Origin of the sequence: Streptomyces sp. HUAS TT11 (assembly GCF_051553595.1) — a bacterium.
Lineage (GTDB): Bacteria > Actinomycetota > Actinomycetes > Streptomycetales > Streptomycetaceae > Streptomyces.
Genome location: NZ_CP196184.1, coordinates 1,199,060 through 1,213,008, shown reverse-complemented (window position 1 = coordinate 1,213,008; position 13,949 = coordinate 1,199,060). Strand labels below are relative to the sequence as shown.

General features: G+C 71.6%; 11 protein-coding genes and 1 pseudogene. 4 read left to right on the top strand and 8 right to left on the bottom strand.

The window, feature by feature from the left end; all coding sequences use genetic code 11:
- Nucleotides 1-209: 209 nt before the first annotated feature.
- A complete protein-coding gene (locus ACSHXN_RS05690) occupies nucleotides 210-1,811 on the top strand; it encodes a bifunctional phosphatase PAP2/diacylglycerol kinase family protein (protein ID WP_438302756.1) in 1,602 nt (533 codons plus the stop codon).
- On the opposite strand, the gene ACSHXN_RS05685 is transcribed toward ACSHXN_RS05690, so the two are convergent.
- Nucleotides 1,812-3,311: an MFS transporter gene (locus tag ACSHXN_RS05685; protein WP_355130117.1), complete on the bottom strand. Its 1,500-nt coding sequence runs from the start codon at nucleotides 3,309-3,311 to the stop codon at nucleotides 1,812-1,814.
- 229 nt (nucleotides 3,312-3,540) lie between these two features.
- Between ACSHXN_RS05685 and ACSHXN_RS05680 the strand changes: the two genes are divergently transcribed.
- A complete protein-coding gene (locus ACSHXN_RS05680; RefSeq protein WP_355130119.1) occupies nucleotides 3,541-3,882 on the top strand; it encodes an ArsR/SmtB family transcription factor in 342 nt (113 codons plus the stop codon).
- Between the two features lie 6 nt (nucleotides 3,883-3,888).
- On the top strand, nucleotides 3,889-4,419 hold the full coding sequence (locus ACSHXN_RS05675; protein ID WP_355130121.1) for an SRPBCC family protein: 531 nt from the start codon (nucleotides 3,889-3,891) through the stop codon (nucleotides 4,417-4,419).
- Nucleotides 4,420-4,423: 4 nt separating this feature from the next.
- On the opposite strand, the gene ACSHXN_RS05670 is transcribed toward ACSHXN_RS05675, so the two are convergent.
- The 5 genes from ACSHXN_RS05670 to ACSHXN_RS05650 all read right to left on the bottom strand — a co-directional run bounded on the left by ACSHXN_RS05670 (nucleotide 4,424) and on the right by ACSHXN_RS05650 (nucleotide 11,480).
- Nucleotides 4,424-7,240: an NHLP bacteriocin export ABC transporter permease/ATPase subunit gene (locus ACSHXN_RS05670; protein ID WP_356113330.1), complete on the bottom strand. Its 2,817-nt coding sequence runs from the start codon at nucleotides 7,238-7,240 to the stop codon at nucleotides 4,424-4,426.
- A gap of 1 nt (nucleotide 7,241) precedes the next feature.
- Nucleotides 7,242-9,476, bottom strand: coding sequence for an NHLP family bacteriocin export ABC transporter peptidase/permease/ATPase subunit (locus ACSHXN_RS05665; protein WP_438302755.1), 2,235 nt, complete (start codon nucleotides 9,474-9,476; stop codon nucleotides 7,242-7,244).
- Nucleotides 9,473-10,279, bottom strand: a complete 807-nt coding sequence (locus tag ACSHXN_RS05660) for an HlyD family efflux transporter periplasmic adaptor subunit (protein ID WP_355130124.1) — start codon at nucleotides 10,277-10,279, stop codon at nucleotides 9,473-9,475. Before ACSHXN_RS05660 ends, ACSHXN_RS05665 begins: the two co-directional genes overlap by 4 nt.
- 90 nt (nucleotides 10,280-10,369) lie before the next feature.
- Entirely contained in the window at nucleotides 10,370-10,585 is a 216-nt protein-coding gene (locus tag ACSHXN_RS05655) for a type A2 lantipeptide (RefSeq protein ID WP_355130126.1), read from the bottom strand.
- A gap of 487 nt (nucleotides 10,586-11,072) precedes the next feature.
- On the bottom strand, nucleotides 11,073-11,480 hold the full coding sequence (locus ACSHXN_RS05650; protein WP_355130128.1) for a PaaI family thioesterase: 408 nt from the start codon (nucleotides 11,478-11,480) through the stop codon (nucleotides 11,073-11,075).
- A 191-nt stretch (nucleotides 11,481-11,671) separates the two neighbouring features.
- Between ACSHXN_RS05650 and ACSHXN_RS05645 the strand changes: the two genes are divergently transcribed.
- Nucleotides 11,672-12,958: a S1 family peptidase gene (locus tag ACSHXN_RS05645; RefSeq protein ID WP_438302754.1), complete on the top strand. Its 1,287-nt coding sequence runs from the start codon at nucleotides 11,672-11,674 to the stop codon at nucleotides 12,956-12,958.
- A gap of 88 nt (nucleotides 12,959-13,046) precedes the next feature.
- Here the strand turns inward: ACSHXN_RS05645 and ACSHXN_RS05640 are convergent, their stop codons facing one another.
- Both ACSHXN_RS05640 and ACSHXN_RS05635 read right to left on the bottom strand, forming a co-directional pair.
- Entirely contained in the window at nucleotides 13,047-13,211 is a 165-nt protein-coding gene (locus ACSHXN_RS05640) for a hypothetical protein (RefSeq protein ID WP_355130132.1), read from the bottom strand.
- A gap of 141 nt (nucleotides 13,212-13,352) precedes the next feature.
- Nucleotides 13,353-13,757 (bottom strand): annotated as a pseudogene (locus ACSHXN_RS05635) (PAS sensor protein); the annotation flags it as partial.
- Between the last annotated feature and the right edge of the window lie 192 nt (nucleotides 13,758-13,949).

Below are 13,949 nucleotides of genomic sequence, written 5' to 3'. Positions count from 1 at the left end.
CGGCTCCCGCGCGAGCCGGTCGCCATCGGGGCCCGGGGCGGTCGTTCCCGGCGGGAAGGGCGGCGTGGTTCCGGCTCCGCTTCCGCCCGGTGGCGGTGTGTTCCGGAGGTGTGGGAGCGGTCCCTGCCGCTGCGCCGCCCGGGGCAGTCCCGTCACCGGTTGGGCGCGCCCCGGATGCCCGCGCGGCCCCGCCCCGGTAGCCGTGGAGCATGCGCATCCTCGGCGAGCTGGACCAGCGTCTGTTCACCCGGGTCGCCACCGCCCGGGTGCCGGGTGCCGATCCGGCGCTCACCCGGCTGAGCCGTGGCGCCGACCACGGCCGGCTGTGGCTGGGCACGGCGGCCGGACTTGCCGCGCTCGGCGGTCACCGGGCCCGCCGTGCCGCGGTGCGCGGGATCGGTTCGCTCGCGCTGGCCTCGCTGACCGTCAACACCGTCGTCAAGTGGAGTGCCCGGCGTCAGCGCCCGCTCCTCGACCTCGTGCCGTCGGTCCGCCATCTGACCCGACAGCCCCGGAGCACGTCCTTCCCCTCCGGTCACTCCGCCTCGGCCGCGGCGTTCGTCACCGGGGTCGCCCTCGAATCCACCCGCTACGGGGCACTGATCGCCCCCGTCGCGGCGGCCGTGGCGTTCTCCCGGGTCTACGTGGGCGTGCACTATCCCGGGGACGTCCTGGCCGGGGCGGCGATCGGGGCCGGCGCCGCGGTGCTCACCTGCCGCTGGTGGCCGCCGCGCCCGGCGAGCCCGGAGCCGGAGCGGTCACCGGCCGTGGCGCCCGCCCTGCCCGGCGGCGACGGGCTCGTCGTCTTCGTCAACGCCCGCGCCGGAACAGGGGCCGGGCCCGCGGTGCTGCCGCCCGCCGCCTTGCTCGAGGAACTCCTGCCGCGCGCCGAGATCGTCGAGTGCGGCCCGGACGACGACGTCGCCGCACTGCTCGACCGTGCGGTGCGACGGGCTGTCGAGCGCGGTGGCGCGCTCGGGGTGTACGGCGGAGACGGCACGGTCAACTCGGCGGCCCGGGAGGCCGCCAGGAACGGGCTGCCCCTCGCGGTGTTCCCGGGCGGCACCTTCAACCACTTCGCCCTCGACGTCGGTGTACCGCACCCCGAGGACACCGCGTCCGCGGTCGTGCGGGGCGACGCCGTCACCGTGGACGTCGCGGTGGCCGCACCCGTGGCGGGCGGGGGCCCCGATGCGGAACCCGTGGAGTTCCTGAACACCTTCAGCATCGGGCTCTACCCCGACCTGGTCCGCCTCCGCGAGCGGCTCGAGCGGAGGTGGGGCAAGTGGCCCGCGGCAGGCCTGGCGCTTGTGCGGGTGCTGCGTGACGCGACCCCCGTCGAGCTGACCCTGAACGGCCGTTCCCGCCGGTTGTGGCTGCTGTTCGCCGGCAACTGCCGCTACGTCCCGGACGGCTTCGCCCCCGCTTTCAGGCCCCGCCTCGATGACGGACTGCTCGATCTGCGCGTGATCGACGGCGATCACCGGCTCGCGCGCACCAGGGTGGTGGTCTCGGCGCTCGCCGGAGCGCTCGGCCGTTCCCGGGTGTACCGGGCCGAGCGCGTGTCCTGGGTGCAGATGGACGATATCGAGGGTGCGGACACGTTCGCGTACGACGGCGAGGTCCATCCGGCCACCGGTGGGCTGCGGTTGGAGAAGCGGCGCGGCACGCTCGTCGTGTACCGGCCCGCCGTTCCGGGGGACGAGATCGCCCAGCAGGCACGCCTGGCCGCCGCTGCCGCCCGCCACCACAACGGTGGGAGGGGCCGCCGTCTGCCTGCGGACGGCGGCCCCTCGGCCTCGGCGGACTGATCACATGTGGACGACCGGGGCATCGTCGGGGCCGGGCTGCCGTGTGCCGCGGCGGTAGAGCAGGAACGTGACGACCGCGCCCACGGCGAACAGCCCCGCCGACCACCAGAAGGCCGTGGTGTAGCTCTCGATGGTCGCCTGCGCCCGGGCCGCCCTGTCGGCCGGGTTCCTGCCGGCGAGGTAGCCGGTCGCGGCGCTCGCGGCGAGCGTGTTCAGCAGCGCCGTGCCGATCGACCCGCCCACCTGCTGCATCGCGTTGACGGTCGCGGAGGCGACACCCGCGTCCTCGGGCGCCACCCCGCCGGTGGCGAGCTGCATCGCCGTCGGCATCACCAGACCGAGGCCCACGCCGATCACGATCAGCTGCGGCAGCACCGCGCTCATATAGTGCGAGCCGAGCCCGATGCCGGTCAGCCAGGCCATGCCGACCGTCGCGATCGCGAAACCCAGCGGGATGACGGTCTTCGGGCCGATCCGCGGCAGCAGCACCGTGGTGCCGAGCTGGGCCGTCACCATCAGCGCGCCGACCATCGGCAGGAAGGCCACGCCGGTCTTCGTCGGGCTGAAGCCCAGGTTCAACTGCAGGTAGTAGGTGAGGAAGAGGAAGACGCCGAACATGCCCGCGCCGGTGATCAGCACCGCGACGAACGACGATCCCCGGTCGCGGTCGAGCAGGACGCGCAGGGGCAGGAGCGGGTGCGCGGCGCGGGTCTGCCACCAGGAGAAGGCCGCGAGCAGCAGGCCGCCGACGACCAGGTAGGCCCAGGTCAACGGTGAACCCCAGTGGTGCGACTCGGCGTTGGAGAAGCCGTAGACCAGGCAGAAGAGGCCGCCCGCGACCAGGACCGTGCCCGGCACGTCCAGCTTGGAGTCGGCGGCGTCCCGGTGGTTGCCCAGCAGGATCCAGCCGCCGGCGAAGGCGACGACGGCGATGGCGACGTTCACATAGAGGGTCCAGCGCCAGTCGAGCGCGTCGGTGAGCACACCGCCGAGCAGAAGCCCGACCGCACCGCCCGCACCCGCGATCGCGCCGTAGACGCTGAAGGCCCTCGCCCGCTCACGGGCGTCCGTGAAGGTGGTGTTCAGCAGTGACAGCGCGGCGGGTGCGAGGAGCGCGCCGAAGGCGCCCTGCAGGGCGCGGGCGGTGACCAGCATGCCGAAGCCGGTCGCGGCCCCGCCCAGCGCGGAGGCCGCCGCGAAGCCGACGACCCCGATGAGGAAGGCGGGCTTGCGTCCGAAGAGGTCGGCTGTCCGTCCGCCGAGGAGCAGCAAGGAGGCGAACGCCAGTGCGTAGGCGGTGACGATCCACTGCCGGTTGGCGTCGGAGAAGCCCAGGTCCGCCTGGGCGGACGGCAGGGCGATGTTCACGATGGTGGCGTCCAGGACCACCATCAGCTGGGCGATCGCGATGATCGCGAGGATCCACCACCGCTTCGGTGAGGCCGCCGGGGGCGCGTCCACGGTGCCGGTGAGGGCGCCGTCCTTGACCGTCTGGGTCATCGGAGAACCACTCCAGGGAAAGTCGTCGCTCGGGTCATGAATTCGTAAACGAAACCGTTTCGTACACTTAGAGCGTACGGACGTTTTCGCGAAACGGCAACGTTTCGATAGGTGGGTGTGCCAGGTCACATCGACCGGCTGCGGCCGACTGTCCGGTGGAGTGGCGGAGGCCGGCGACAACGACGAACATGCCTTGACGGGAATATAACCGTTGAGGCATATTGAATTGGTGTCCGACGCCTCCTTGTGGAACGCACTCGCCGACCCCCATCGACGGGCTATCGTCGCTCTGCTCCTGGAGCGGCCGAGGACCGTGGGTGAGATCGTCGACGCGTGCGGTCTCAGCCAGCCCGGCACGTCCAAGCACCTGAAGGTGCTGCGTGACGCGGGCCTGGTCCGCGTGACCCACGACGCGCAGCGCCGGGTGTACGCGCTCGACCCGGCCCCGATCGCCGCCCTCGACGCCTGGCTCGCCCCCTACCGCAGGCTCTGGAACAGCAGCCTGGCCGTGCTGGGGAGGCGTCTCGACGAAACCCCGGACGACAACGAAGAACCCTCAGCGAAGGACTGATCCGCCATGGCCGCCGAACTCACCGGCACCTATGTCACCCTCGACGACGGCCGCCCCGCCGTCCGCTTCAGCCGTGTCTACGACCACCCCGTCGAGAGCGTCTGGCGATTTGTCACCGACCCCGACGAACTCGCCCGGTGGTTCCCCTCCCGCGCGGAGTTCGATCTCCGCCCCGGCGGGACCGTCACCTTCAGCGGGGACCCGAACATGCCCGAGTCGACGGGTACGGTCGTGGCCGTCGACCCGCCCCGGCACCTCTCCTTCGAGTGGGGCGGAGACGAACTGCGCTTCGACCTGGAGGCGGTGGAGGAGAAGCGCACCCGCTTCACGCTCACCCATGTGCTCGGCGAGCGGAACACCGCCGCCCGCAACGGCGCGGGCTGGGAGGTGTGCCTCTCCGCCCTGGACGCCACGGCGCGCGGCGAGCGCTTCGAGGGCCCGCACGCCGGGATGAGCAGCCCCTGGAAGGCGTTCTACGAAGGCTATGTCGCGGCCGGGATCCCCTCGGGAGCCCCCGTCCCCGGCGCCGACTCCTGACCGATCACGCCATCTGACGGCGCACCAGCTCGTGCAGCCGCCCGGACGTGTCTGCGAGAAGCTGCGCCGGCGGGCCCTGCTGGGCGACCCTGCCGTCCTCCATCACGATGACCCGGTCCGCGTCCAGCACCGTGGACAGCCGGTGGGCGATCACGATGCGGCTGGCGTTGAGGGCCCGGGTCGACTCGATGACCCTGCGCTGGGTCTCGTTGTCCAGCGCGCTCGTCGCCTCGTCGAAGAACAGGATGCGCGGCCGGCGGATCAGCGCCTGCGCGATCATCAGTCGCTGCCGCTGGCCGCCGGAGACCGCGCCGCTGCCCTGGACGATGGTGTGCAGGCCCATCGGCATCCGCTTGATGTCCTCGGCGAGGCCCGCCATCTCCGCGGCAGCCATCGCCTCCTCCGGCGTGTAGGGCTCGGTCCCGCAGATGACGTCCAGGATCGAGCCGGTGAACGGCTGAGCATGCTGGAGCACCACCCCGCACTGGCGGCGCACCGCCGACTGGTCCAGCGCCGAGAGGTCCTGCCCGTCGTACAGCACACTGCCCGAGACGGGCTTGTCGAAGCCGATCAGCAGGCGCAGCAGGGTGGACTTGCCGCAGCCGCTCGGGCCCACGATCGCGACGAACTCGCCCGGCCTCACCGAGAAGGACACGTCGTCGAGGACCAGCGGGCCGTCGTCGGAGTACCGGAACGACAGCCGGCGGGCCTCGACGGCGCCGGACAGCACACCCGGGCGCGTGCTCGCGGTGCGCACCTCAGGTGTGGCGTCGAGCACCGGCCTGATCTCCTCGAACAGCGGCAGGGCCGCCACCACCGAGACGAACGCGCCGGTCAGCTGGGTGACCGAGGTGAGCAGCATGGTCACCGAGGTGGTGAAGGTGAGGAAGCCGGCGGGCGACAGAGCGCCCCTGGCCGGCCCGGCGAGCAGCATGAACAGCAGCAGTGAGCACAACGGCAGGTAGACGGCGCCCATCACCGTGGTCAGGTTCTTGATCCGGCCGACCTTCTGCTGCAGTTCGCGGCTGTGCGCGAACTCCCGCGCCCAGGCCGCGTACGCGTAGTTCTCGGCCGCCGCCACGCGCAGCTTCGGCAGACCGCGCAGGGTCTGGAACGCCTGGTTGTTCAGCTTGTTGCCGAGCCGCACCAACCGCCGCTGCCAGCGCACCTGCCACAGTCCGAGTCCCAGGAACACGGCCGTGATGACGACCAGCATGCCGATCGCGGCCAGCGCCATGGGCACGCTGTACCAGAGCAGCAGCGCCAGGTTCATGGCGCCCACCGTCAGCGACTGGGCGACCACCGGACCGACCCCGGCGAGCAGCCGCCGGATGGCGCTGATGCCCATCGCGGCGCTGGCCAGCTCACCCGTGGAACGCTCGGTGAAGAACTTCGTCGGCAACCGCAGCAGGCGGTCCCAGACGGCGGGTTGCAGCGTCGCCTCGATCCGCCCCTCCAGGCGCAGGATGGTCAGGTTCTCCAGCAGCATGAACGCCGCCGCCACCACGGCGGTCACCATCAGGGCGAGGCAGACCTCGACGATCAGCCCCTCCTGCGCCCGCGGCACGAACTCACCGAGCACCTTGCCGGTGGCGATGGGCACCAGCGCGCCGATGGCGACGGTGACCAGACCGCTGAGCAGCAGGGCCGACAGATCGCCGCGCGTGCCCCACACACTGAAGCGCAGCAGCCGGAGCGGGCTCAGCCGCTGTTCGGGGAGCGGGCGGTAGAACATCACGCCGCGGGGCTCGAACTCCGCCGCGTTCGCCTTCTCGATCGGCGTCTCCCGCCCCGACGAAGGCTGGACGGCGACATAACCGCCGCGCCGCCACAGCAGTGCGACGGGCGCGCCGGACAGGGCCCTCAGGCCCACCATCGGACCGACGTCCTCGTGCCACCAGTGCCCGTTGAGCCGGACGGTGCGGATGCGGACACGGGAGGCCAGCGCGATGCGCTCCACCGGATCGAGCCGGTCGCTCTCCGTGCCGCTCTGCGCGGCCTCGGAAAGGGTGATCCCGGCGGCACGCGCCACCAGCCGGCAGGCCGAGTACGTGGCGTCGGCGTCGGCCGCCGTGGTGTTCTTCGCCGACGGCTTGCCGATCGAGGCGAGCAGGGTCCGGTCGGCCTGGGCGCGCACCGCCTCGCCCGCCTTGATGCCCGCGGCCGTACGGGTCTCGTGGGTGCGCTCCAGTTGCTCGATCCACCGGTCGAGGGTGGCGAGGAGGCGGTACTGCTGGTCGACCATGCCCTGCCAGACCGCGGGATCCATCAGCAGGTCGGCCGCGGCCTCCGCGCCGTACACGGAGCCGTACTGGACGCTGCCCGGCGGGACCTGCATCCAGAAGACGTCGTCGTCGGTGATGTCGGCGGCCCGATCGGTGGCCATCGGCGCCTGGAACAGGATGGACAGGCCCCGGCCGACCCCGAGCGCCAGCGCGTACTCCAGCGGGCTCGTCGTCGGCGGCACGTACTGGGGGTTTCCGTACGCGTCGTACGACCAGGTCTGGGTGTCGACGGGCTGGTACAGCTCGCGCAGCTGGATACGGCGCACCACACAATCGCGCACCGGCCGGGCGACCAGGGTGTGCTGGGGGCCCGCGACCGGGCCGAGCAGCAGGGAGCCCGCCTCCAGACGGCCGAGATGGTGCCAGTGGCCCTGCACGGCCGCGTCCACGGCGAACAGGTCCAGGGCACCGGAGGCGACCAGCCAGAGCACCTGCGGGCCCTGAAGATCGAGCCGGCCCGTCCCGGAGCAGTCGACCGGTGCTCCCATCTGGCCGAGGGCATCGAGAACGAGGTCGCCCTCGTGAACCGCCGTCATGTCACCGCTCCCTGACCAGATCGGCGTACGCGCCGCCGGACGCCACCAGGGCGTCGTGCCGCCCGCGTTCCACGATCGTGCCGTGCTGGAGCACGACGATCTCGTCGCTGTCGCGCACCGTGCTGAGCCGGTGCGCGATCACCACACAGGCGCAGCCGCGCTTGCGCAGGTTGTCGATCACGATCTGCTCGGTCTCCGCGTCCAGGGCGCTGGTCACCTCGTCGAGCACCAGGATGCTGGGGTCGCGCACCAGCGCCCGCGCAATCTCCAGTCGTTGGCGCTGACCGCCGGAGAAGTTCCGCCCGTCCTGCTCGACCCGGCTGCGGATGCCGCCCGGGCGCCGCATGACGACGTCGTACAGGGCCGCGTCCCGCAGTGCGGAGACCACCGCGTCGTCCGGGATCGACGGGTCCCACAGCGCCACGTTGTCGCGGACCGTGCCCTCGAAGAGGAAGACGTCCTGGTCGACGAAGGACACCGAGGCGGCGAGAGAGCCGCGCGGAATGTCCTCCAGGCGCTGGCCGTCGATACGGATCTCGCCCTCCCACGGGGCGTACAGACCGGAGATCAGCCGGGACACCGTGGACTTGCCGCTGCCCGAGCCGCCGACCAGCGCCACCTGCTCGCCCGGCCCGAGCGACAGGCTGAAGCCGCTCAACAGCGGCTTGTCCAGCGGGCTGTAGCCGAACGTGATGTTCTCCAGCTCCACATGGCCGTGCAGCCGGCGGGTGGACTCCCCGGAGCCGGGGCGCCCGTAGAGCGGATCGGCCTGGAAGTTCTCCACGTCCTTCAGCCGTGCCACGTCCGCCGCGAAGTCCTGGATGCGGCCCGCGACGCCGTTGAGGCGGGTGATGGGCGCGGTGAACCGGGTCACCAGGGCCTGGAAGGCGACCAGCAGACCGATCGAGATATGGCCTTCGACCGCCCGCAGACCGCCGATCCACAGGATCAGCGCGCTGTTGAGCGTGGCGAGTGTCGGCGCCACCACCCCGAGCCATGCGCTGGGCGCGCCGAGCCGCTGCTGCTCCTCCAGTGTGGTGGCGTGCTGGCCGGCCCACTTGCGGAAGTATCCGTCCTCACCGCCGGTCGCCTTCATCGTCTCGATCAGCTGCAGACCGGTGTACGCGGTGTTGGTGAGCCGGGCGCTGTCCGCACGCAGCTTGGCCGTGCGGGTGGCGCGCAGCCGTACGACGACCCGCATGGCCACCACGTTGAGCAGCGCCACGCCGATGCCGACGAAGGTCAGCTGGGGATCGTAGGTGTACAGCAGCACCGCGTAGAGCACGACGACGATCGCGTCCACGCCGGCCGCCGCGAGGTCGCGGGCCAGGGTCTCGGCGACCGCGTCGTTGGACTGGAGCCGCTGCACCAGGTCGGCCGGGCTGCGCTGGGCGAAGAACGTCACCGGCAGCCGCAGCAGATGGCGCAGGAAGCGGGCGCTGGAGAGCGTGGAGGAGATGATCCGGCCGCGCAGCAGATTGGCCTGTTGCAGCCAGGTCAGCACGACGGTGAGCACCACGCATGCGCCCATCGACGTGAAGAGCACCCCCAGCAGCGAGGTCTGCCCACCGATGAGGAACATGTCGATATAGGTGCGGCTGAGCGCGGGCAGCGCGGCGCCGACCACCACCAGGAGGAGGCTCGCGAGGACCGCGGCCGGCATCGTGCCCGAAGTACCGCGCAGCCGTGCGGGCATCGCGCCCATGACGCCCGGTCGGCGGCCGCCCTTGGTGAAGCCCTCGCCCGGCTCCATCACCAGCACGACCCCGGTGAAGCTCGTGTCGAAGTCCTCCATCGGCACGAACCGGCGTCCCTTGCCGGGGTCGTTGATGTACACGCCCCGGCGGCCGAAGCGCCGGCCCATGCCGTCGTAGACGACGTAGTGGTTGAACTCCCAGAACAGGATCGCGGGCGCCTTGACCTCGGCCAGCGCGGCCGTGTCCATCTGCATGCCCTTGGCCGTCAGGCCGTAACTGCGCGCGGCCTTCAGCAGATTGCTGGCGCGCGAGCCGTCGCGGGAGACACCGCAGGCGATGCGCAGCTCCTCGAGCGGGATGTGCCGGCCGTAGTGACCGAGCACCATCGCCAGGGAGGCGGCGCCGCATTCGACGGCCTCCATCTGCAGCACGGTGGGTGTGCGCACGGTCTTCTGCCGGCCCTTGGGGACGGTGCGCCTGGGCGGTGCGGTACGGCGTCTGCCCCGCACCGGGGGCAAGGTGTCCTGGGGAGCGGTCACGGCAGGAGCCAATCGACGGGACGCTGATCGGCCAGGCGGATCGAACCAGTGGCCAGGGTCATGGAGGAGAGGGCGAACGGCGGTCCCTCCGCCGACGACCACTTGTAGCCGCTCTTCGTGCGGCTCGACGGGTCGAGGCGCACGAGGACGGCCACCGGTCGGCCCTTTTTGGTGAACTGCTCGCCCAGCTGGCTGTCCCCGAGGAAGGCGGCGATCTGCTGCGCCGACTGGGCCGTGCGGTCCACGGACCGCACATGGCCGCGCAGCACGCCGTACGACTGGGCGGGCACCGACTGGACGGTGAGGTCGACGGAGGCGTCGGCCGGGATGGAGGCGGCGGTCTCGGCGGGGACGTACACCGTCGCGTACAGGGGATCGGAGGCGTGTGCGACCTTCTCCACGGCGGCGACGTTCGTCCCGGTCTGGATGATCTGGCCGATGGTGGCGGCGAGTCCCGTGATGCGGCCCGCGGCGACCGTGCGTACCACCGAGTCGCCCCCTTCGGTACGCACCTTGAGGACCGGGGCGTCGGCGGGGAGCCTTTGACCTTCCTTGGCCAGGACCGCGGTGACCTGTCCGGCCACGGGGCTCTGGAGGATGTAACTGCCTTCCCCGTGCGTGAGGATGGCGGGAGCGCCGACCGTGGAGGGCACCGAGCCGGTGACGGCCCACACGGACGCGGCGGCCATGGCGATCACCGTGACGCTCAGTACGAGCCAGCCCTGGGGGCGCGCGAAGCGCACCGGGAGGTCGAGCTCTTCGGGCGACTGCAGCTTGGCGAGGGCCTGTTGGCGGAACTGCACGGAACTTCCCTCACCTGTCGGAGAGATGTGGGCATCGGAGAGTCCCGGAGCCGGGATACGGCTCCGGGACTCAACGGCACAGTGGTGCGATCAGAGGCCGGAGACCAGCTGGGTGACCGGGGAGGTGTTCAGGCCGGTGACACCCTCGACGGTGCCGACAGCCGTGCCGACCAGGCCGGAAACCGGGGCGACGCCGTCCACCAGGCCGGTGACGGTGCCGACGGCGTTCAGCTGCAGACCACCGGAAACGGCGTCGAGCTCGGCGTCCGAGATCTCGGCGGTCTCAACCTGGGGGGTGGAGTTCATGTGGGAACTTCCCTTCATATGGGTACTCATAAGGGGAGAGCGGCCCGCCTCTGGGGAAAGGCGAACGACCGCGGACCCGCGGGGGCGTGGACCCGTCGCCGGGTTCCTCAGCGGTCCCGCGGTGCAATGGATCAAAGCACGGCGGTGCGCGGCGATTCCACTCAACCGCCGCTCCCACCAGGGCAATTGGCAGTCGGATTCGGCGATCCGTGCAGGCTTGCGCACGCCTTGGCGGCGAGTTCTTCACATGCTGCGCGGCTTCGTCGCGAAAAAGTCCCTTGTCGCCCCGGAACCGAATAGGACAGTCCGCTCCAATGGCGCGCCCACCGGCGCGCGCGTGTGCAGATCCCTCGCGCGCGGTGACCTGGTTGCGCATTCGCTGTGCAGATTCCCTGAAACCGGGATTTCGTTCGGAATCGGAGACGGACGGTCACCGGCCGATGGCCCAGCGTACTCGCGACGGGCGGTTCGGTGACCTGGCGTGTGTTCAGCCGAGCAGTGCGTACACGGTGCTCGCCCGTGCCGCGATCTCCGTCGAATCCTCCGCGGTCATCGTGATGTCGGCGAACGCCATGCGCCGTCCGAGCTTGCCGAGGACCGCCTCCACCAGGACGTCCGCGTCCGTCACCGCGCGCTGGAAACTGGTGGACTGCTGCACCGTCGTCATCGGGACGAAGCCGCCCCGCGCCGCCGACACGGCGACGACGGTCGCCGTGTCGGCCGCCGCCATCAGCGCCTGCCCCGACATGCCCCCGCCCTCCCGGGCGAGCCGCGTGGACCACGGCAGCCGGAGGACGGCCCGCCGGTCGTCCAGTTCCACGACCGTCAGGCCCAGTTCGAGCACCCAGGGGGCGAAGTTGTCGGAGAGGAGCTTGTCGGCCTCGGCAGGTGTCATACGAGATTCCTTCCCGCCGCCGCGCCCCGCCAGACGCGTTTGCCACTTATTTCACGCTTTTGCATACGCCAACTCGACCAGTTGCGGCGGCGGTTGAACACCTCATGTGACGCGTGCGTATCAACGGGCAACCAGGCGCCCCGGTCAGCTGCCGGACGGCGGCTGCGCACCCCGTCCCAGGAGGTCGAGAGTTGAGTCACAAACGCATACCCAAGCGCAAGGCCGCGATAGCGGCGGGCAGCGTGGCGGCGCTCGGAGCTGCGGCCCTTCTGCTGCCCAACGCCAACGCGTCGCAGACGGACCCGTCCGGCGACGCGGCGCCCAGGACGTTCAGGGCGAACGACGTACCCGACCTCGCCGGGCGGCTGGCCTCACAACTCGGCGATGCCTTCGCGGGCTCGTACTACAACGCGGACAAGCAGCAGATCGTCGTCAATGTCGTCGGTAACGACCGCAACGCCGTCACTACGGTCAAGAACGCGGGCGCCGTCCCCAACCAGGTGCAGAACAGCACCTCCACGCTCCGGGCCGCCGCCGGGATGCTCAGGAGCCGGGCGACCATTCCCGGCACGGCCTGGTCGGTCGACCCCAGGACCAACGAGATCCGGGTCACCGCCGACAGCACCGTCACCGGCAACAGGTGGAACAACCTGGAGTCGGCGGTGGAGAGCCTCGGTTCGGGTGTGGCCACCATCAAGAAGTCGGCGGGCACGTTCAAGACGTTCGTGTCGGGTGGCGACGCCGTCTTCGCCCAGGAGAACGGCGGAACCGTCCGCTGCTCCCTCGGCTTCAACGTCACCGCGAGCGACGGCAGTCCCGCCTTCCTGACCGCCGGGCACTGCGGTGTGGCCGCCGCCCAGTGGTCGGACAGTGCGGGCGGCCGGCCCATCGCCACCGTCGACCAGGCAACCTTCCCCGGCGACGGCGACTTCTCGCTCGTGAAGTACGACGACCCCGCCACCCAGGCGCCGAGCGAGGTCGACGCCGGCAACGGGCAGACGGTCCGGATCAACCAGGCCGCGGACGCCGCGGTGGGCCAGCAGGTCTTCCGGATGGGCAGCACCACCGGTCTGCACGACGGCTCCGTCACCGGTCTCGACGCCACCGTGAACTACCCGGAGGGCACGGTCACCGGTCTGATCCAGACCGACGTCTGCGCCGAGCCGGGTGACAGCGGCGGCTCCCTGTTCACCCAGGACGGCAGTGCGGTCGGACTGACCTCGGGCGGCAGCGGTGACTGCACGTCCGGTGGTGAGACCTTCTTCCAGCCGGTGACCACGGCGCTCCAGGCCACCGGCGCGACGCTCGGCGCGGGTGACGCCGCCGGCTCGGGCGACCGGAGCGTGGATCCCGGTAACACCGCGGACCCCGGTGACCAGTCCGGCGCCGGCGATCCGGCGGCCGGCGGAGCGGATCTGTCCGGCCGGTCGGACAGCCCCGGGGCGGGCGCCGGCCAGGCACCGGAGTCGGGTCACTGACCCACGGGGACTCCACTCGGGTCCCACCCGGACGACCACACGGTCCGGCCCTCCGTCGGGAAGGCCGGACCGCCGTGCGCGGCAGGTGTCACGCGGGCCTCACCGCCCGCAGGAGGAGCAGGGCCACATCGTCCGGGCGCTCGACCGCGGTGGCGGTGTCCCGCACCAACTGGTCGGCCAGCGTCTGAAGGGGCGCGTCGCCGTACAGTGCGAGCCGTTCCCCCAGTTCCGCCAGAGCGTCCTCGATGTCCACGCCCGGGGACTCGACCAGCCCGTCGGTGTACAGCGCCAGGCCGCCATCCGGGCCGCCTCGGTGGCACCGGCCGTGGCCCCGGCGAGCCGGTGCGCCGGGTGGTGAGCCGACCGGGGTCGGGGCCGAGCGGCAGATTACCGGCGGCGTCCGCCTGCTCCAGGCGCCATGCCAGTCGCGCGCAGGCGGCGGTCAGATGCTCGTGCTCCCACTCGGCGAGCTCCGGCGGACGGGAACCGGGCCAGGTCACATAGATGGCGCCGTACACCGTGCCCGGTGTCGCCACCGGCAGGGCGGCCAGGGCGAAGGGATAGGGCAGCACCACGGCGATGCGCGCGAAGCGGGCGGCCATCTGCTGCTCGCCGTTCACCCAGATCAGCCGCAGCTCCCTGAGGGCCTGGGCGACCGGGAGCGGCGCGGAGAGGCCGACGCGCTCCCAGGGGCGGTGAACGCGCGGTGCAGTCCCGCCTTGACCGCCATCTCCAGGACCGGCTCGTCGGGCGCCAGCAGATACACCGCGCCCGACTGGGCGTGCACGTCGTCCAGCATGGCGGCCAGGGCCGACGAGAGCAGCGGCCGTACCACCGGCGCCAGGACGGTGGGTTCCCGTGTCGGCGCCTGCCGCTGCGGCACGCCGACCACCTCCTCGTTCGGCCCCCTACGGGTCCCCGGGGGCAAGGCTCTCCCCGGGGGCGGCCGCGCGTACGGCGGCCGCCCGCAGGCCGGGGATCGGATCCGTTC

Excerpts from the sequence above, each read along its gene's own strand:
- ACSHXN_RS05670 (WP_356113330.1), bottom strand. The coding sequence starts at position 7,240 with ATGACGGCGGTTCACGAGGGCGACCTCGTTCTCGATGCCCTCGGCCAG.
- ACSHXN_RS05690 (WP_438302756.1), top strand. The coding sequence starts at position 210 with ATGCGCATCCTCGGCGAGCTGGACCAGCGTCTGTTCACCCGGGTCGCC.
- ACSHXN_RS05650 (WP_355130128.1), bottom strand. The coding sequence starts at position 11,480 with ATGACACCTGCCGAGGCCGACAAGCTCCTCTCCGACAACTTCGCCCCC.
- ACSHXN_RS05655 (WP_355130126.1), bottom strand. The coding sequence starts at position 10,585 with ATGAACTCCACCCCCCAGGTTGAGACCGCCGAGATCTCGGACGCCGAG.
- ACSHXN_RS05675 (WP_355130121.1), top strand. The coding sequence starts at position 3,889 with ATGGCCGCCGAACTCACCGGCACCTATGTCACCCTCGACGACGGCCGC.
- ACSHXN_RS05685 (WP_355130117.1), bottom strand. The coding sequence starts at position 3,311 with ATGACCCAGACGGTCAAGGACGGCGCCCTCACCGGCACCGTGGACGCG.